This window comes from Bradyrhizobium sp. AS23.2, from assembly GCF_001908185.1.
GTDB lineage: Bacteria > Pseudomonadota > Alphaproteobacteria > Rhizobiales > Xanthobacteraceae > Bradyrhizobium.
The window spans coordinates 1-17,255 of the sequence record NZ_LGHM01000096.1 but is presented as its reverse complement, the minus strand read 5'-3'; the positions used below and the strand labels follow the sequence as shown (position 1 = coordinate 17,255).

22 protein-coding genes and 2 pseudogenes are annotated in these 17,255 nt (G+C 63.4%); 14 read left to right on the top strand and 10 right to left on the bottom strand.

What is annotated here, in order from left to right; genetic code table 11:
- Positions 1-35: 35 nt before the first annotated feature.
- Entirely contained in the window at positions 36-350 is a 315-nt protein-coding gene (locus AC630_RS20840) for a recombinase family protein (protein ID WP_349538974.1), read from the top strand.
- A 281-nt stretch (positions 351-631) separates the two neighbouring features.
- Here AC630_RS20840 and AC630_RS47125 read toward each other — a convergent pair whose 3' ends face one another.
- Both AC630_RS47125 and AC630_RS20830 read right to left on the bottom strand, forming a co-directional pair.
- Positions 632-796 carry a hypothetical protein gene (locus tag AC630_RS47125; protein WP_245330469.1) on the bottom strand — a complete coding sequence of 55 codons (165 nt, stop codon included), beginning with the start codon at positions 794-796 and terminating at the stop codon, positions 632-634.
- Between the two features lie 48 nt (positions 797-844).
- Positions 845-2,227, bottom strand: coding sequence for a tyrosine-type recombinase/integrase (locus AC630_RS20830; protein ID WP_074120343.1), 1,383 nt, complete (start codon positions 2,225-2,227; stop codon positions 845-847).
- 284 nt (positions 2,228-2,511) lie between these two features.
- On the opposite strand from AC630_RS20830, the gene AC630_RS20825 reads away from it, so the two are divergent.
- Complete coding sequence (locus tag AC630_RS20825; protein WP_208867035.1) at positions 2,512-2,742, top strand: hypothetical protein; 231 nt, start codon at positions 2,512-2,514, stop codon at positions 2,740-2,742.
- Positions 2,743-2,772: 30 nt separating this feature from the next.
- Positions 2,773-3,171, top strand: a complete 399-nt coding sequence (locus AC630_RS20820) for a hypothetical protein (RefSeq protein ID WP_074120349.1) — start codon at positions 2,773-2,775, stop codon at positions 3,169-3,171.
- Positions 3,172-3,232: 61 nt separating this feature from the next.
- Here AC630_RS20820 and AC630_RS47835 read toward each other — a convergent pair whose 3' ends face one another.
- Together AC630_RS47835 and AC630_RS20815 are read right to left on the bottom strand one after the other, a co-directional pair.
- Positions 3,233-3,367: a hypothetical protein gene (locus tag AC630_RS47835; protein WP_283808444.1), complete on the bottom strand. Its 135-nt coding sequence runs from the start codon at positions 3,365-3,367 to the stop codon at positions 3,233-3,235.
- Positions 3,364-3,853: pseudogene (locus tag AC630_RS20815) on the bottom strand (group III truncated hemoglobin). The gene AC630_RS47835 and the pseudogene AC630_RS20815 overlap by 4 nt, the downstream one beginning before the upstream one ends.
- A gap of 54 nt (positions 3,854-3,907) precedes the next feature.
- Between AC630_RS20815 and AC630_RS20810 the strand changes: the two are divergent.
- Positions 3,908-4,339, top strand: a complete 432-nt coding sequence (locus AC630_RS20810; protein ID WP_074120348.1) for an RrF2 family transcriptional regulator — start codon at positions 3,908-3,910, stop codon at positions 4,337-4,339.
- 28 nt (positions 4,340-4,367) lie between these two features.
- Entirely contained in the window at positions 4,368-4,661 is a 294-nt protein-coding gene (locus tag AC630_RS20805) for a DUF6522 family protein (protein WP_074120341.1), read from the top strand.
- A 9-nt stretch (positions 4,662-4,670) separates the two neighbouring features.
- Here the strand turns inward: AC630_RS20805 and AC630_RS20800 are convergent, their stop codons facing one another.
- Positions 4,671-5,243: an SET domain-containing protein gene (locus AC630_RS20800; RefSeq protein ID WP_074120347.1), complete on the bottom strand. Its 573-nt coding sequence runs from the start codon at positions 5,241-5,243 to the stop codon at positions 4,671-4,673.
- Positions 5,244-5,414: 171 nt separating this feature from the next.
- Between AC630_RS20800 and AC630_RS20795 the strand changes: the two genes are divergently transcribed.
- Positions 5,415-6,020, top strand: a complete 606-nt coding sequence (locus AC630_RS20795; RefSeq protein WP_074120346.1) for a hypothetical protein — start codon at positions 5,415-5,417, stop codon at positions 6,018-6,020.
- 35 nt (positions 6,021-6,055) lie between these two features.
- Here AC630_RS20795 and AC630_RS20790 read toward each other — a convergent pair.
- Positions 6,056-6,782: pseudogene (locus AC630_RS20790) on the bottom strand (TetR/AcrR family transcriptional regulator).
- A gap of 105 nt (positions 6,783-6,887) precedes the next feature.
- Between AC630_RS20790 and AC630_RS20785 the strand changes: the two are divergent.
- From AC630_RS20785 to AC630_RS20765, 5 genes are all read left to right on the top strand, one after another.
- Positions 6,888-8,285: a carotenoid oxygenase family protein gene (locus AC630_RS20785; protein ID WP_074120340.1), complete on the top strand. Its 1,398-nt coding sequence runs from the start codon at positions 6,888-6,890 to the stop codon at positions 8,283-8,285.
- 235 nt (positions 8,286-8,520) lie between these two features.
- Positions 8,521-9,096 carry a hypothetical protein gene (locus AC630_RS20780; protein ID WP_074120339.1) on the top strand — a complete coding sequence of 192 codons (576 nt, stop codon included), beginning with the start codon at positions 8,521-8,523 and terminating at the stop codon, positions 9,094-9,096.
- 12 nt (positions 9,097-9,108) lie between these two features.
- Positions 9,109-9,663: an inner membrane-spanning protein YciB gene (locus tag AC630_RS20775; protein WP_074120338.1), complete on the top strand. Its 555-nt coding sequence runs from the start codon at positions 9,109-9,111 to the stop codon at positions 9,661-9,663.
- A 107-nt stretch (positions 9,664-9,770) separates the two neighbouring features.
- Positions 9,771-10,067, top strand: coding sequence for a hypothetical protein (locus tag AC630_RS20770; RefSeq protein ID WP_074120337.1), 297 nt, complete (start codon positions 9,771-9,773; stop codon positions 10,065-10,067).
- Positions 10,068-10,087: 20 nt separating this feature from the next.
- Positions 10,088-11,008 (top strand): hypothetical protein, encoded by a 921-nt coding sequence (locus tag AC630_RS20765; RefSeq protein ID WP_074120336.1) that lies wholly within the window; start codon positions 10,088-10,090, stop codon positions 11,006-11,008.
- 141 nt (positions 11,009-11,149) lie between these two features.
- Here the strand turns inward: AC630_RS20765 and AC630_RS20760 are convergent, their stop codons facing one another.
- The gene (locus AC630_RS20760) at positions 11,150-12,805 is read right to left on the bottom strand and encodes a fumarate hydratase (RefSeq protein ID WP_074120335.1); all 1,656 of its coding nucleotides are present in this window, start codon (positions 12,803-12,805) and stop codon (positions 11,150-11,152) included.
- A 245-nt stretch (positions 12,806-13,050) separates the two neighbouring features.
- Between AC630_RS20760 and AC630_RS20755 the strand changes: the two genes are divergently transcribed.
- From AC630_RS20755 to AC630_RS20750, 3 genes are all read left to right on the top strand, one after another.
- Positions 13,051-13,530, top strand: a complete 480-nt coding sequence (locus tag AC630_RS20755) for a hypothetical protein (protein WP_074120334.1) — start codon at positions 13,051-13,053, stop codon at positions 13,528-13,530.
- A gap of 304 nt (positions 13,531-13,834) precedes the next feature.
- On the top strand, positions 13,835-14,002 hold the full coding sequence (locus tag AC630_RS45545) for a hypothetical protein (protein ID WP_167561250.1): 168 nt from the start codon (positions 13,835-13,837) through the stop codon (positions 14,000-14,002).
- 116 nt (positions 14,003-14,118) lie between these two features.
- Positions 14,119-14,793: a methyltransferase family protein gene (locus tag AC630_RS20750; RefSeq protein WP_074120333.1), complete on the top strand. Its 675-nt coding sequence runs from the start codon at positions 14,119-14,121 to the stop codon at positions 14,791-14,793.
- Between the two features lie 44 nt (positions 14,794-14,837).
- Here the strand turns inward: AC630_RS20750 and AC630_RS20745 are convergent, their stop codons facing one another.
- From AC630_RS20745 to AC630_RS20735, 3 genes are all read right to left on the bottom strand, one after another.
- Positions 14,838-15,545 (bottom strand): glutathione S-transferase, encoded by a 708-nt coding sequence (locus AC630_RS20745; protein ID WP_074120332.1) that lies wholly within the window; start codon positions 15,543-15,545, stop codon positions 14,838-14,840.
- 170 nt (positions 15,546-15,715) lie between these two features.
- The gene (locus AC630_RS20740; RefSeq protein WP_074120331.1) at positions 15,716-16,420 is read right to left on the bottom strand and encodes a lectin; all 705 of its coding nucleotides are present in this window, start codon (positions 16,418-16,420) and stop codon (positions 15,716-15,718) included.
- 141 nt (positions 16,421-16,561) lie between these two features.
- Positions 16,562-17,255, bottom strand: a 694-nt coding sequence (locus tag AC630_RS20735; protein ID WP_074120330.1) for a Tim44 domain-containing protein, incomplete at its 5' end; no start/stop codon positions are given.

The following is a 17,255-nucleotide window of genomic DNA, read 5'->3' as shown; positions in this document are numbered from 1 at the left end:
GTTCTGGGGCCTCTGTAATCGGGCGCGATGGCTTGATGCAGCTTATGGATGCTGCACGCCAACAACGTTTCACCGTTGTCATTGTGGAAGCGCTGGATCGGCTTTCTCGTGACATGGAAGATCTGGCCGGCATCCACAAAAGGCTCTCTTTCCAAGGGATCGAAATCCAAGCCGTTCATGACGGCACTGCGGACTCGATTTTGATTGGAATTCGTGGCCTCGTTGGACAGATGCAGCGCGAAGACGGAGCGAAGAAGGTCCGTCGCGGTATGGCCGGTGTAATACGGGACGGTCGACACGCCGGGGGGGCGTGCCTACGGATATCGAGCCGTTCCCGGCAACCCCGGTGACGAAGCTGCGACCGTACGGCGCATTTTCACGGATGGCTTGGTGTGGGTTCAGCAAAGCCACTTATCCAACAGATGGCATGAAGAAGCCGATCATTGAAATTGATCCCTCAGTCCTTCTTCGATGTCACTGGCTTACAATGAGGCTTGGCTCCTTCGACTGCCCCATCGTGCTCCATGCTTTCTTTGCTTTCACTAGAATGACGAGCGAGCGTTGTGATTGAATGAATGGACCCAAGGACTTTTCTCCTTCCACTCTAATCTTGTGGTTAAGCCATCAAATGTCACAGCCCGAGCAGAAACGGAATCTGATTCCGTTGAAAAAGGCGCTGGACCGAGGCGGCTTCGGCCGGACCAAGGCCTACGAGTTGATCAAGAAGGGAAAGATCATAGCCTACAAAATGGGAGGCCAAACCATGGTCGACGCCGATTCCATCGACGCCTATCATCTGACGCTCCCTCGCATTGAGCCGAGTAGATGAGGCGCTTGGACCTAGCTAGCTCGCGAAGCGTTCTAGAATTACTTTAGTGGCCGCGATCTTTTTTGGATCGGCGAAGCTGTCGATCCGGTCAGCCCAATGCTGCATCAGCTTGGTGCGCGAGCCGATCAGTGCAAGCGGCCCGTGCCGCTTGTAGATCGCCTTTACCGAATCACTTTCGAGATGCGCCAACTGCAATTCGATGACATCGCCGTCCCACGCCTTGGCTTCCTCGATCTCCTCATGGTGGCAAAGGGTCGAGAATGTCGTGCGGAAGCCATGGGCGCAATGTTCGGTTTTGGTGTCGATACCGAGCGCACGCAGCCGCTGACAAAGTGTTCTGCTGGACAGCGGTGCGTCAAAGGCACAAGCGAACACGTAGCGCCGGTTCCCGGTGATATGCTGCACGCGCCGCAGGATCGTGAGGGCTTGCCTTGACAGCGGAACGACGTGGTCCCATCCGGTTTTCATCTTCGCCGCCGGAATGGTCCAGCGTTTGGCATCCCAATCGACTTCGATCCATTCCATGTCGTTGATCATGCCGGGGCGAGGGATCGTCAATGCATCGACCCGAAGGGCATCTCCGACCACGTCGCCAAATCTGGCCTTCTCCCAGGGAGGCATGATCAGCCTGAAGAGACGAACCACATCCCGTGGCTCAGTGACGCCGGGTCGTGGCATCGAGACGTTGACAGTGAGTTGCTTCTTGCAGGCGCGGAACGGGTTGTAGCCGTCGCCGTCGAGGTCGGCGTAGTCGCAGACTTGCTCACCGATACTGTGGACACGGTCACGGGTCTCTAACCTGCCTTCAGCCTGCATCGCCCGAAAGAAGGCAAGCACGTCGGGGCGCTTGATGTCTTGTCTATAGAGCTTGCCGAAACGATCTTTCAGATAGCCGGCCCACCTTTCGAGTAGAGCGATGGTTTCGGGACTGCGCACGGTGACAAGCCTGCCGCGCTTGATCTTCTCGGTCTTCTTTTCCGCAAGCCATTCATCGACCCACACGTCGAAGCGGCGCGCAACTGCCTGGCGATGCCGTTCGAATTGCTTTTCGATCGAGGGATCGATGGGCGAATCTTGTGCGAGCAGAGCCTTTGCGGCGTCACGTTTTTGGCGGGCCATGGCAAGCGAGACGGTGCCGTCGTTGCCTTTGCCGTAGGGCCCGATGGAGTACGTCTTCTGCCTACCGTGAAAGCGATAAGCCATCTGCCAGAGTTTGGAGCCGGCCTTTCCGGGCCTGTTCAGGTCCGGCGTGACCAAGAGATAGAGACCGCCACCGGTCACGTCGGAGATCTTGGTGGCGCTCCATGCACCGTTCTCAAACTTCGGTAGGACAGCGCGGCAGTCGAGGTCGGTCCTGATCTGCTCGAGTTTCCGGTGCTTGTTCTCGTTGCGTGTCATCTGCTTTCGACTTCCCTCTTGTTCGGAATATCGTAAATAACCGAGAACATCTGTTCTTCCGATACCAACAAAAATACCAACAAACCGGATGGCTGGGAGCGGATGAGAACAAACAGTGACGAACTCCGATGTACGCGGAAGCCGCTGTTTTTCAAGGGATTTTTCGCACCCCGCGAACGGCGTCGAACACCTTAGGACGATCTTGAATAGGGCTCTGTCTTACCCGCGAGGTAATCGAATTGGGCCTTGGGCGCGCGCATCTTCGGTCGCAACAGGAGATGACCATGATCGCGCTGCTGCTCTACCGGACCGTCGCTGACCACCTTCTGCCGTGGAGTGTGAAGTTCGGCGCCAGAATGCTGGCGCGCAGCCTCAACATGCCGGAACCGTTGGTGCACTCGACCGGCGACTACGTCATCGCGCAGGTGGTGACGTTCGAGCACAGCGTCGGCAGGAGCCTGTGCCCGTTCCGCCTCGCGTGCCTGCTCCGCGCCTGGTGGCGCCCCCTGTCCTGATCCCCTGACGTCCAACCAAGGAGAATGACGATGATTGACGCCTCGACCTTCCTGCGCCGCGCGCTGCTTGCCGATGCCGTGTTCAGCGGCGTCGCGGCGCTGGGGTTCACCTTCGGTGCCGGCGCGTTTGCCGCGCTCTTCAACCTGCCGGAGGCGCTGTTGCGCGAGACCGGCCTGTTCCTGATCGCCTACACCGCGCTGGTCGGCTGGCTGGCCTCGCGCAGCGCGGTGCCGAAGATGCTGGTCATGCTGGTGGTGGCCGGCAACGCCGCATGGACGCTCGCGAGCATCGCGCTGATGTTCTCGGGCGCGGTGTCCCCGAACCTTCTTGGCGAGCTCATGGTCGTCGCGCAGGCGATCGCCACGGGCGTGTTCGCGGAGCTGCAATATGTGGGATTGCGCAAAAGCGGCAGCGCAGTGACCGCGTAACGACGATCGCTACCCTCTTTTGCCGGAAGTGACCGCCCGGCCGAGGCCGGGCGGCATGGCGTCAGCTCAGCACAACCGCGGCAATCATTCCAACCAGCGTGAGCACCAGACCGACGATGAGCATCGGCACCAGGCTGCTGCCGGAATATGGGTTCGCGGCGTCCTTGCCCGTCACGGCCTGTGTCCGGTGGATCATTGGTGACCTCCTGCCTGATGTCGTCGAAACCTTTCGCCGCGCCCCAGGAAGACGCCTGTCCCGTTGGCGATGCCGAGTTCGAGGCTTGTCGCAATCCGGCGCGCCCGTTCGACGAAATGGGCCTCGGCTTCGGGCGGACATATTTCGCGGGCTGTCGCCTCGAACAATGCGAGCCATCGGTCGAAATGCCCGGCATCGACCGGCAGCGGCATGTGCTTGACCATCGGCGTTCCGTGATAGCGGCCCGACATCAGCGCGACCGAGGACCAGAAAGCACACATCTGCTGCAGATGCGGTTCCCAGTCGTGAATGCGGGCTTCAAAGATCGGTGCCAGCACGGGCGTCCTCGCGGACCTTCGCATAAAAGGCGCGCACCAGACGCTCGATCATCGCTTCCGTTATTCCGGTCCGTTCCGATATCTCCGCCGTGATTTGCTCGCGTCGTTCCGCTGCCGTCACGACCTGCTCCTTAAATCGGCATTTCAAATACCCATTTATATCGCTATAGAAGATTTGCAAGCGAATCTTGCCGAGGATCTCATGCGCCTGACATCGTTCACGGATTTTGCGCTGCGCGCGCTCATGCGTCTCGCGGGAGAGCCCACGCGAACATTCGCGACCAACGAGATCGCCGCCGAATTCGGCATTTCCCGCAATCACCTCGCCAAGGTGGTGCGCGACCTCGCAGGCTTCGGGTTCATTGCAACCCAGCGCGGCGCAGGCGGTGGCTTCACCCTCGCCCGGCCCGCCGAAATGATCACGCTGGGCGAGGTCGTGCGCGCGCTGGAAGGCCCCCATTCGCTGGTCGAGTGCTTTCGCGACGATGGCGGCGCCTGCGTGCTCACCCCGCGCTGCCGGTTGAAGTCGAAACTCGCGGCTGCGCGCGAAGCTTTCATGCGCGAGCTCGACGGCACGACGCTCGCAGAGTGTACCTATCCCGCACGGCCACGACGCAGCCCCGCGGCGGCATGATCCGGCGCGGCAAGCAGAAGGTGCAATCGTGAAATCCGTCCAGCTCGAGAACGACACCTTTCAGATCGATGCAGACATCGTCGCCGAGGGCCTGCGCATTTCCCCGAACTCGCTCCGCGAGGAGATGCGCGCAGGCAGGATCACCGGATTCGCGGAACGGGGGACCGGCGCCGACGCCGGACGGCACCGCCTGAGCTTCCTGTCCGGGCATCGGCGCTTCCGCGTCGTCATCGACGACAAGACCGGTGAGATCATCCAGCGTTCGTCGATCGCCTTCGAGGGCTCGTCCTTGCCAGGATCAGCCCGCAGATCCGGTAGCTAGAAGGTCAGCTCAGGCAGATTTGCGAGCGGTACCGCTTGCCGCCTTGCCGTTGAGGGCCTTGCCGTTCAGCTTCTTCTTTTTGACGCCCTTCACGCCCACCTTCTTGGCCTTGCGCTCCGTGCGCGCCTTCACCTTGCCGCGTTCGGCCCGCGCCTCGGCGCGCAGCTTCTTGCGCTTGTTCTCGCAGGAGGCGCACTTGCAGCCGATCGGCTTCAGATAGGCTTTGAAATAGTCGGTGCCGTAGTCGTAGTTGATCTCGTCACCCGGCTCGATGTTCTTGATGGCGCGGATGAAGACCTTGCGCTCGCGCGGCCGGACGTCGGACTCGGCGTTGGGCCGGCAGGAATGGTTGATGTAGCGGGCGAGATTCTTGCGCAGCGAACCGTCGATGGTCCAGCGGCCGTTGAGCTCGAACAGGTATTTGTTCTCGATCTCGTCCTGCTCGGGAATCCGCGAGTCCAGGATCGGTCCGAAATAGCGGATGATCCGGGTCCCTTTCTTGATCGGTTTGGTGGCGAAGAGGCCGAGCCCGGTTTTCGAGCGGCCGACGCGATAGGGCTTTTGCGAAGAGATGGCTGACATGATCAAAGGAACGAGGACGCGAACGAGGCCCATGGGCCCAAGCGAAGCCGCTCTTCTAGAACGATTCCGCGCCGCTGTCAGGTATCTGGCGACTCTCTTTGAACCTTGCCCACAATGAAGACGTCTGAATGAGGGAGTTCCCGTTACATGAAAGCCTCATAAAGCCTCATGATGATCCGCATTACCGCCTCGTGCCTTGTTGTGTTGCTGATGTTGAGCGGCCTGGAGAGTGCCGCCGCCCAATCCATGGGCAGCACCTACACCTCGACGGCACCAAAGGACTGCCGCCTTGTCGGCAAACCCAGCGAGCTCGACGGGAGCACAACGCGGGTATGCCCGGGCAAGGACGGCCTCATGGTGCTGATCGCCGAGGACGATCTTCGCGAGGTCGTCTCGGTCGGGCGCAGTCGCAAGGCGGCAGCCGAGGAACCTGCGGCAAAGGTCTGGTTTGCCCCGTTCAATTCATCCGAGAATACCGTCGAGTGGCGCGCAGCGGGCACCAAACCGTTTGCGATCATCCAGCGCTGGCACGTCGCCGATGGCACCGATCCCGACAAGCAGGGACGGCCGAACACCAAGGCCATGCTCGTCGTGACACGGCTGCCACCGGGACCGGTCTGTCACGTCGCCTATGTCGACGCGATCGCCAACCCGAACGCCAATGAACTTGCGCGCAAGGCGGCGGACGATTTCGCCCGCGGGTTCACTTGCGGCAAGGACGAGGTGAAGGTCATCGGCACGCGCGGCCGCGCCGTCGAGCTGGCGACGATGCACTAGGCGTTCGCACTAGACCTTGGCACTAGACCTTGGCACTAGGCCGGCGACAGCTTTCCCGGTGCGGACGACTTCAGCATCGCTTCCAGAAGCTGCTCGGCCGTCGTGCCCTTCGGCAGCCGCTCCAGGATGTCCTCGAGCCGGCCGTCGAGCAGCAGCATGGTGAAGCCGTGCACCATCGACCAGGCGCGTGCGATCGCGGCGGCCTGGTCGAGGTTCATCGTGTCGCGGCGGATCTGCTCCTGCCGCATCGCGCCGATGGCGTTGGCGAGCCCGGCAAAGGAGGCTTCGGCAGCTTCGTGCAGCGAACGCCTGGAATAGTCGAGCCGCTCGGTGCGGAACATGATGCCGTACATGCCGGGATGAGCCTGGGCGTAGGCGACGTAGGCCTTGGGCCGCGCCAGCGCACGCTCCAGCGGCGTCGTGGCGGCATCGCAGGCCGAGCCCATCGCCGCGTTGAACTGACGGAAGCCGACGGCGGCAAGCTCGCTGACGAGGCCTGTCAGATCGCCGAAATGATGCTTGGGCGCAGCATGCGACACCCCCCGCCTCGCGCGCCACGGCGCGAAGTGTCAGGCCGGCGAGCCCGTCGCGCTCCAGCACGCGCTCGGCCGCCAGCAGCAGCGCCTCGCGCAGGGCACCGTGGTGATAAGGCGTTTCCGCCTTTGCGCTTTCCACGCCTCGCGCCGGCCGTGGCCGTGCGGTCGAAGTCGATGAGGACGTTTTCCGGGGACGGGAGCGGCGGGCTGTCTCTGTCTTGGCCATGGACGCGTTATATGACGTCATTTTGACAGTGTAAAGATTTCGCTTGACGGCGGATATGGCCGGCCCTAGCGTATCTTTACGGTGTAAAGATAAGGGAGGATCGCCATGCAGCAGGATGCACTCGCCCGGCCATTGAGCAATCGCGGGCCTATTCCGTTCGAGGCCGACGCGCCGTTCCTCAAGATCGTCGGCGAGCTGCCGCGCGAACTGAACGGCACGCTCTATCGCAATGGTCCCAACCCGCAATTCGACGCGCCCGGCGCCCATTGGTTCGTCGGCGACGGAATGCTGCACGCCTTCCATCTGGAGAACGGCCGCGCCTCTTACCGCAACCGCTGGGTCCGCACGCCGAAATGGCTCGCCGAGCACGATGCCGGCCGCGCGATGTTCGGCGGCTTCGGCCGCAAGCTGGCGGACGCGCCGGCGCACCTGACCGACGGCGGCGTCGCCAACACCAACATCATCTTCCACGCTGGCAAGCTGCTCGCGCTCGAAGAAGGGCATCTGCCGACTGAGATCGAGCCGGGCACACTCGCAACCCGCGGCTATTGCAACTACCAGAGCCGCATTGCCGGCCCCTTCACCGCGCATCCGAAGGTCGATCCGATCACCGGCGAGCTGGTGTTCTTCGGCTACAATGCAAAGGGACCGCTGACGCCCGCCCTCTCCTATGGCGCAATCGACGCAAGCGGCAAGGCAACGCGCTTCGAGCGTTTCGAAGCGCCCTATGCCAGCATGGTGCACGACTTCATCGTCACCGAGAACCACGTGCTGTTTCCGATCCTGCCCATCACCGGCAGCATGGAGCGCGCAATGGGCGGCAAGCCGCCTTACGCCTGGGAGCCGGAGAAAGGCGCCTATGTCGGCGTGATGAAGCGCAAAGGCGCAGCCAAGGACATCGTCTGGTTCCGGGCCGAGACCTGCTACGTCTTCCACGTCATGAACGCCTGGGAGGACGGCAACAGCATCATCGCCGATGTCATGCAGTTCGAGGAAGCGCCGCTGTTTCCGCATCCCGACGGCTCGCCCACCAATCCGGAGAAGTCCTACGCCCGTCACTGCCGCTGGACCTTCGATCTCGACGGCAATACAGACAGTTTTCAGCAGACCTATCTCGACGACATTCCTGGCGAGTTCCCCCGCGTCGACGACCGCCGCGCCGGGCTGAAGACCAGCCATGGCTGGTACGCCTGCGCCAATCCGAAGCTGCCGATGTTCGGCGCGCTGTCCGGTGTCGTGCATGTCGACGGCACGGGAAAGCGCCTCGGCCAATATCTGCTGCCGGCGGGCGACACCATCTCCGAGCCGGTGTTCGTCGAGCGGAGCAAGCACGCGGCTGAAGGTGACGGCTGGCTGCTCGCGGTGGTCTGGCGCGCACGCGAGAACCGCAGCGACCTCGCCGTGTTCAACGCCACCGACATCGAGATCGGCCCCGTCGCACTGGTCCAGCTCGGCCACCGCGTGCCCGATGGCTTTCACGGCAATTGGGTGGGGGCGCAGTAGCTCCCTCCATCCGTCATTCCGGGGCGGAGCGCAGCGACGAACCCTGGATCCATTTCACCCGCACGTGATGCCGGACAATGGATTCCGGGCTCACGCTTCGCGGGCCCCGGAATGACGCTCCGGGGGTGGCGCCTCCTCACATCATTTTGACAGCGTAAAGATTGACCTTGAACCTTTCCCGCGCTTCCGCTACTTATCTTTACATCGTAAAGATAAGGTCCGATCGAGGCGGCCCATGACGATTTTCCTGATCCTTGCGCCCTACGGCATCTACACCTTCCTGATGCTGGTGACTTCGGCCACCGCGAGCGTGTTTGTGGCAGCTGCGGCCTGCCTTGCAACCATCGCGATCGACATCGCATACGGCCGCTCGGTCAAGATTCTGGCCGCGGGCTCCGCGATCGTGTTCGTCATGATTGGCCTCACCCTCCTCTTCTTCGATCCGCAGCTGGGCACGCTTGCCGTCAAGCTCTCGGTCGATGTCGGTGTCTTCGTCATCTCGCTCGGCTCGCTGCTGCTGCGCCGGCCGTTCACCCTGCAATATGGGATCGAATCCGTGCCGGCGGAAATCGCGGCGATGCCCGGCTTCCTGCAGGCCAACTACATCATCACGGCCGCATGGACCGCAGCGGCGCTTCTCATGATGGTTTCCAACCTCGTGCTGCTCTACGTTCCCGGCCTGCCGCTCTGGTCCAGCCTCGCGGTCGCTTTCGCCGCCCGCAACAGCGCGATCTATTTCACGAAATGGTACCCCGAGCACTGCAGGACGAAGTACGCTCAACCCTCGCAAGCGCTGTCTCACCCGCATTGACCAGGACAGACGATGAAAAGCGTATTCGCTCGCCTCGCCTCTGATTTCCTTTCCACTATCGTCTTCCTGATCGTCTATGTCGTCACCGACAACGTCATCCTGGCGACCTCGGTGGCGATTGCGGGCGCGATCGCGCAGGTGATCTATGCCCGCGTCAGGAGCACCTCGCTCGGTTACATGACCTATGCCTCCCTTGCGCTCGTCATCGTGCTGGGGACGGCGACCATCCTCACCGAGGATCCGCGCTTCGTGCTGGCAAAGCCCTCGATCGCGCATTTCGCGATCGGAGCGATCATGCTCAAGCGCGGCTGGATGCTGCGCTACATGCCGCCGCGCGTGACCGAGGTCATTCCGGAATACGTCACGGCTGCCGGCTACGTCTGGGCCGCACTGATGTTCGCGCTCGGCGCCGGCACCATCGCGGTGGCCATGACGGGCGATCTCAAATTGTGGGCGTTCTACGTCTCCGTCGTCGCGGTCGGCGCCAAGATCGCGGCCTTCGCCCTGCAATACCTGATCTTCCGCGTCATCATCACCAGCCGCCTGCGGGCCGCCGCCCGCGCCTAAATGCCCTGATCGGCGCGTTAGGCAGTCGCGACAAGTTGCGCTATACGCTCGGCCCAGGACTGGCCGCGGATCGTCGCAGCCCGCCGGGATTTGTTGGAGAGACAGGAATGGCCGTTGACGGTAACTGGAATCTGACCATGACGACGCCCATGGGCGAACGCCAGGCAACGCTGACCCTGCTGAGCTCCGGCGGCACGCTGACCGGAACGCAGGGCGCCGATGGCAACTCCACCGAGATATTCGACGGCACCATCAGTGGCGACGCTGTCAACTGGAAAGTCTCGATCACCAATCCGATGCCGTTGACGCTCGAGTTCATCGGAAAAGTGTCCGGCAACAACATGAGCGGCGAGATGGGTATCGGCCCGATGGGCAGCTTCCCGTTCACGGGTGTGCGGGCGTAAAGCCGAGTCTGTCGCAAATCATGCGCGAGCTCCGTCTCATCGCGGCAATGGTCGTGTGCGTCGCGACACAAGCCGCGCGCGCGGATGACAACGAACCGGCGTGGCGCGCAAGCGCGCTCGCCATGGTGCCGGCGGGTTACGTGGCCGGCACCGCCTATCGCACCGACGGTTCGACGGGATATCTCGCCGTCTATCCGGCAACATCGAACGATCCGAAAACCCCTGCCAGCGTGTTCGCCGCGCGCCAGTCGCTCGTCGTCACGCTCACACCGGATGCGACGCGCGCCGTCTCCGCCGAGTTGAAGCCGCGCACCGAGCCGGATCCGGACAACGACGATACCGATTTCGCAAAGCTGCACGCCGACCTCGCCGCAAAGCGCGCAACGCTGCCCGATGGAACGGAGCCCTGCGATCTCGGCGCCTGGTCCATCGACAAGGATCCGAACGGCCTCAACGTGCGCGCCGAGCCGTCGGTGAAGGCACGCGTGCTCGGCACGCTGCCTCCGCCCTATCGCCTCAAGCTGGGCGGCAGCGAGAACACGCCTGACGGCGGCTGGCTCACCGAATTCCGCATCGTCGGCTTCAGGGACGGCTGGTTTCTGATCGAGGGCGCCAAGCCCCCGGGCAAGGACTACGAGGACGAAGCACGATATCCGCGCAGCGCGCCAAAGCCCTATGCCGGGCGCGGCTGGGTCGCGTCCAACAAGGTCGGCGCTGCCTATGCCAATGGCGCGACCCGCATGGGCGGACTGTTCCAGGCCCCCTTCGCCGATGCCAAATGGATGCCGGCCCAGCGCGAGCTCGGCGGACCAATCGACACCGACGGCGGCCCGAAACGCATCTTTGCCTGCAGCGGCCTCTGGGGACTCGTTGAGAGCCAGGACGGCGTCCGCGGCTGGTGGCGCGCGCTGTGCTCCAACCAGGTCACGAATTGCAGCTAAGCGAGTGAGGCAAGACTCTCGTGTCCCGGACGCGGCGCAGCGCGGAGCGGTGCGCCGCAGAGCCGGGACCCATGCCTCCACATGGACCCCGGATCAGCAGCGCAGCATTTCATGCTGCGCAGCATCCGGGGAACGCCTCCCTCAACCCAAATTCAACTCCTTGAAGAAGTCGTTGCCCTTGTCATCGATGATGATGAAGGCGGGGAAGTCGACAACTTCGATGCGCCAGATCGCTTCCATGCCGAGCTCGGGATATTCGAGCACCTCGACCTTCTTGATGCAGTGCTCGGCGAGGTTTGCCGCCGCGCCGCCGATCGAGCCGAGATAGAAGCCGCCGTACTTCTTGCAGGCCTCGCGCACGGCCGGCGCGCGATTGCCCTTCGCCACCATCACCATCGAGCCGCCCGCGGCCTGGAACTGGTCGACGAAGGAATCCATACGGCCCGCGGTGGTGGGACCGAACGCGCCGGAGGCGTAGCCCTCGGGCGTCTTGGCGGGGCCGGCGTAGTAGACCGGATGGTTCTTGAAGTAATCCGGCAGCGGCTCGCCCTTCTCGAGCCGCTCGCGCAGCTTGGCATGCGCGGAGTCGCGCGCGACGATCATGGTGCCGGTCATCGAGACTCGCGTCTTGATCGGATACTTCGAGAACGTCGCCAGGATGTCCTTCATCGGCTGGTTGAGGTCGATCTTGACGACCTCGCCGCCGAGCGACTGCTCGACCTGCGGCAAATACTGCGCCGGGTTGTGCTCGAGCTCCTCGAGATAGACGCCGTCCCTGGTGATCTTGCCGAGCACCTGGCGGTCGGCCGAGCAGGATACGCCAAGCCCGATCGGGAGCGAGGCGCCGTGGCGCGGCATGCGGATCACCCGCACGTCGTGGCAGAAATACTTTCCACCAAACTGCGCGCCGACGCCGAGCGACTGCGTCATCTTGTGGATTTCCTTCTCCATCTCGACGTCGCGGAACGCATTGCCGTCGGGCGAGCCGTGGGTCGGCAGCGCATCGAGATAGCGGGCGGAGGCAAGCTTCACCGTCTTCATGCAGAGCTCGGCGGAGGTGCCGCCGATGACGATGGCGAGATGGTAAGGCGGGCACGCCGCGGTGCCGAGGGTGAGGATCTTCTCCTTGAGGAAGGCGAGCAGCCGGTCCTTGGTCAGCACCGAGGGCGTGGCCTGGAACAGGAAGCTCTTGTTGGCGGAGCCGCCGCCCTTCGCCATGAACATGAACTTGTAGGCGTCGTCGCCCTCGGCATAGATCTCGCACTGCGCCGGCATGTTGTTGGCGGTGTTCTTCTCCTCGTACATCGACAAGGGCGCGACCTGCGAGTAGCGCAGGTTGCGGCGCAGGTAAGCGTCGCGCGCGCCTTCCGACAGCGCAGCCTCGTCGTCACCGTCGGTGATGACGTTGCAGCCCTTCTTGCCCATGATGATCGCGGTGCCTGTGTCCTGGCACATCGGCAGCACGCCGCCCGCGGCGATATTGGCGTTCTTCAGGAAGTCCAGCGCGACGAACTTGTCGTTCGGGCTCGCCTCGCCGTCCTCCAGGATCGCGCGGAGCTGCTTCAGATGGCCGGGGCGCAGATAATGGTTGATGTCGCCGAAAGCCGCTTCCGACAGCGCCCGCAGCGCCTCGCGCGACACCACCAGCATGTCCCTCCCCAGGACCTTCTCGACCCGGACGCCCTCGGACGTGATCTTCTTGTAGGGTGTCTCGTCCTTGCCAAGCGGGAACAGCGGGGTGTGCTTGTAGGGCGGAACGGGCTTGGACTGGTCGGGAAAGGCGGTGGGAGCGTTCATGGGGTCGATCTCGGGTTCTGGAGCCCTCGCGCGGGCCCTCGGCATAGAAGCGTTCTAAGCATTTTTGTCATAAAGGGAAGGCGCTCTGGCGCTGTCGGGGCATCCCGATTCGGCGGCATGGCGGCCTTTGTCGGCCGCTGCTCGCCAGAGACAGGGGAACATCACGGTGCCCGGTTGGGCCCGCTGCACCCCTTGCGCTCTGCGCGCACCAACGATTGAATACGCGTTCTAAGGGGCTTTTCGTCATGACATTGAACTCGAACGTCCGCGGCGCGATCCTGGTCGTCGCCGCCATCACCGGCCTTGTGGCTCTCGCCTCGCCTGCCCGCGCGGACCAGTGCGACGACATCGCAAAGCAGCTCGCGAGCGGCATCGACAAGCTGAAGGTCAACTTCAAGGCCGCCAACATCATCTACCTCACCCACCCGGCGGCGAAGGAGCTCTCGCTCGGCTGCCGCGCGCAGGGACAGGCCTATTCCAACGAGCTCTATGCCAAGGGCGACCGCAAGCCGACGCCGCAGTTCTACGACCTCGTCGGGTCCGCAGCGGCGATCATCTTCACGGTGCCGAAGGACGACACCACCAAAGGCGCCACGCGCTGCCTGAAGCGCATGGGCCTGTTGCGCGGCGACAAGGTGTCGATGCGCTTCAAGCGTCTCAACATGGAATGCACCCGCACCAAGAGGGATGCGTCGATCGCGATCACGCGGCCGAAGGACGAATAGGCGGGGCGCTCCCTGTCAATTGCCAGGCGCTCGGCGGCGCACGCATCGCGACGCCGCCCACCACACCCGCCGTCATTGCGAGCGCAGCGAAGCAATCCAGACCGTCTCCGCGGAGAGAATCTGGATTGCTTCGCTGCGCTCGCAATGACGAGGAGAGATCCGTCGTCTCCCTGCACAGCGCGATGCTGGCACGAAGGCGGAGCATCCCACCGCGCCGGATCGCTCGCATTTTAACGATTGCCTTGACGGAAGATTCGCCCCTCACGGGGCAGGGTCGATTGTTTCCATGTGTGAGGATTTTTGGATGAGCGTTTCAACCGTTGCGCCGCCGCCGATCGTGGTGCCGAGCTACGACACGACCAAGCAGCAGGACGATCAGGCCAAGACCAGGGACAGCGACCCGACCTACCAGCCGCCGCCCCCCGCGCCGCTGCCGCCGGGACAGGGCACGCGGATCGATCAGCTCGCCTGATCCTGCCCATCGAGGATGAATCGCCCGATCCGGTCGATCGGGCCTTTCGCGCGTCCGGCCGCATCTTCGCCGGATAGCGAGACCAATATCGTGCGCAATTGACTCGGGACCTGCGCATGATCGCAAAACTGCTGTTGCAGAACACGATCACCACCATCGCAATCGGCGCGCTGCTGTTCGTGTCCGCCGGGACCTTGCACTGGCCTTCGGCCTGGGTGCTCCTCGCGACCTCCGCCCTGCTCGGCCCGCTCTGCGGCTGGTGGCTCTATCGGATTGATCCGGCGCTGCTCGCGGAACGTCTGCGGCCGGTGCTGCAAAGGGATCAGCCGGCCTCCGACAAACTCTTCATGATCGTGTTCGTCGTCGCGATACTGGCCTGGCTCGCCGCGATGGGGCTCGACCGCCGCAATCTATTTTCCGACATGCCGATCGCGCTACAGGCACTCGGCTTCGTACTGTTCCTGCTCTCGACGCTGTTCATACTCTGGGTGTTCCGCGAGAACTCATTCGCGGCGCCCGTGGTGAAGCTGCAAGCCGATCGCGCACAGCGGGTGATCTCGACCGGGCCCTACGCGCATGTGCGCCATCCCATGTACAGCGGCATGATCCTGTTCTTCGCCGGCGTGCCGCTGCTCCTGGGCTCGTGGTGGGGACTTGCGATGACGCCAATCTTCATCGCCCTGTTTGCGATCCGCATCCGCATCGAGGAGCGCACGCTGCGCGAGGGCCTGCCGGGCTATTCCGACTACGCGACGCGCGTGCGCTATCGTCTGCTGCCGGGCGTGTGGTGAACGCGTCTCACTGCCAACCGGTATCCACTTCGCTTGAAAACGCTCTAGCCATCCAGCTCGCGATAGCGGCGGAAGATGCCCTGCTCGTTGAAGGGAATGCGGCGTTCGCTGGCGAGATACGCCTTGATGTTCGGCCGCGCAGCGACGCGGTCGTGCAGGGCGACGAGACCGGGGATGTCCGCCTCGAACGCCTTCATGCGCTTTGGGAAGGCATAACGCAGCCCGTCGACGATCTGGAACAGCGAGAGATCGACATAGGTCAGCCTGCGGCCCGTGACATAAGTGCCACCATTCTCAGTGAGAAGCTGCTCGAAATAGCCAAGATACTTCGGCACGCGCTCGCTCCAGAAGTCGGCCGTGCGCTTCTTCGCCGGCGGTTTCTGATCTTCGTAGTAGAGCGAGGGCCCGAGCGGATGATGGGTGTCGTGGATCTCGACCACGAGGTCGGTGATCGTCAATTGAAGCTGGTGCACCCAGAGTTTGCCGGCCTCCGTGTTCGGCGCGAGGGCGTGGCGCGCGCCGAGATAGAGCAGGATGTTCGCCGTCTGGCCGATGACGAGCTTGCCGGCTTTGAGGAACGGCGGCGCAAAGGGCGGCGTGCCCTTGTGCGCGTCCATCATCTTCATCATCGCGCTGCTGCCGCGCGGGCCGCGCGCGACATCGACATAAGCCGCCCCCGCCTCCTCCAGCGCCAGCCGCACGTATTCGCCGCGGCCCTGGATCTCGGGCCAGTAGTAGAGCTCGTATTTCATGGGAGAGGTCCGTGAGCGTGGAAGCGTTGGGACCAATCTAGCATACAACTGAAAGTTCCGTGAGGGTGGGACGGAGTGGCGGTACAACATGCCCCGTCATTGCGAGCCAACGGGGCCGCGCTTCGCGCGGCCCCGTTGGCTCGCAATGACGAAGGAGAGGGTTCAGCGCCTCAATTCGCAGCAAAACAATAGAGCAGGCCGTCCCCGCCGGTGCTCTTCAGATCGGCCTGCGAGCAGCCGCCATCGGGACCGCGCGAGAGATGAGAGCTGTTCCAGGACCTTGACGGCTCGTCGTCACGCAGGCCTAGACGATCGACGTGGCCGACCATCGCCGCACCTTGCGTGCTCGACGTCCAGTTCTTGCAAGTCTTGTCGTCGCCCGCAGCAAACGCGGTGCCGTCAGCTTGCGATCCCGTGAGGATATCGTGCCGGTTTGGCGTGTCGCCGCGCCCGTTGATGACCTCGCCCTTCTCGCTGAGCGCGGTCTGCTTGGTGAGATTATTGGCCGCGCCGTGCAGGTCGGCAACGTCCTTGGCAATCACGACGCCCTTGGCGTTCTGCCACGGTCCCTTGCCGATGCGGTCTCGCGCATTGACGGCTGGCTTGCCGTCGGCGGCTTGCGTCGAGAGATAGGCGCGCCAGGTCCTCGTATTGGAAGTCTTGGCGCCGGCGCCGCCAGTCTGTGCAAGCTTCTGGCATTGTGCGTCGGCGCCCTCCAGGCCGCCGAGATCGGCGCCCTTGCCCGGGCCGTTGGAAGTTACGAAGAACGTCATGTCGGCCGACTGCGCTTGCGCCGATGGCGCCGCAAGCAAGGCAAGCGAGGCGACGGCGAGCGCGAGGCCCGAAATTGTCACGGATCTCCCGATACGGATCATCTTGTCCTCCGGTTGTGTTCGTTGGCCGCCTGATTTCAACCCGACGCGCGCCCGCTTATTCCGATGCCGCGATGCGAGACATCCAAAAGAAAAAGGCGCCGTGCAAGAGCACGACGCCTTGGTTCCTGATGTCGCGGGCGATCAGTTGGTCTGCTGGATCGCCGACAATTCCCAGCCGCCGCCCGGGCGACGGGCGAAGGTCCAGACTTCGGTGACCTCGCCCGGCTGCTCGCTGCCGGCGACAACCGCGCCGGTGTTGCGATCGAGCGTCTTGTCGGTGAGCGCGAAGCGCAGCGCCACCGTCGCATAGTCGGTCTCGCCTTCGCGCCAGGCTTCCGCGAGGTCGCCCTGCAACAGCTTGACGTTGGTCACCTTGTTGACGACGTTGCGCGCGCGGTTCTGGCCGAGGTCCTGCTCGAAATAGGAGACCATTTCCGGCGTCGCGAGCGTGTGCAGCTTGGCCACGTCCTCGTTGGACCAGGCGGTCTGGATCTCGCCGAGCAGACGCTCGAACGCCTCATAGTCGGCGGGGCGGATTTCGAGCGGCGCGTTGTTGGCGCCGAAGCCGAGGCCACCAAGACCACCACCGACGCCGCTGCGATAGTTCGGCTGTGGTCCCGGACCGGCACCTGCATCAGCATTGGCATACGCCGCCTGCGGGGTGTGGCGGCGCTGCCACCACGACATCGCCAGCCGCACCACGAACACCACGAGCACGATCTGGATGATCAGGCCCAGGATCGACGACAGGCCGCCGAGGCCGCCAAACAGACCGCCGCCGAACAGCATGCCGAGCAGGCCTGCGCCGAGGAAGCCGGCCGCAAGGCCGCCGAGG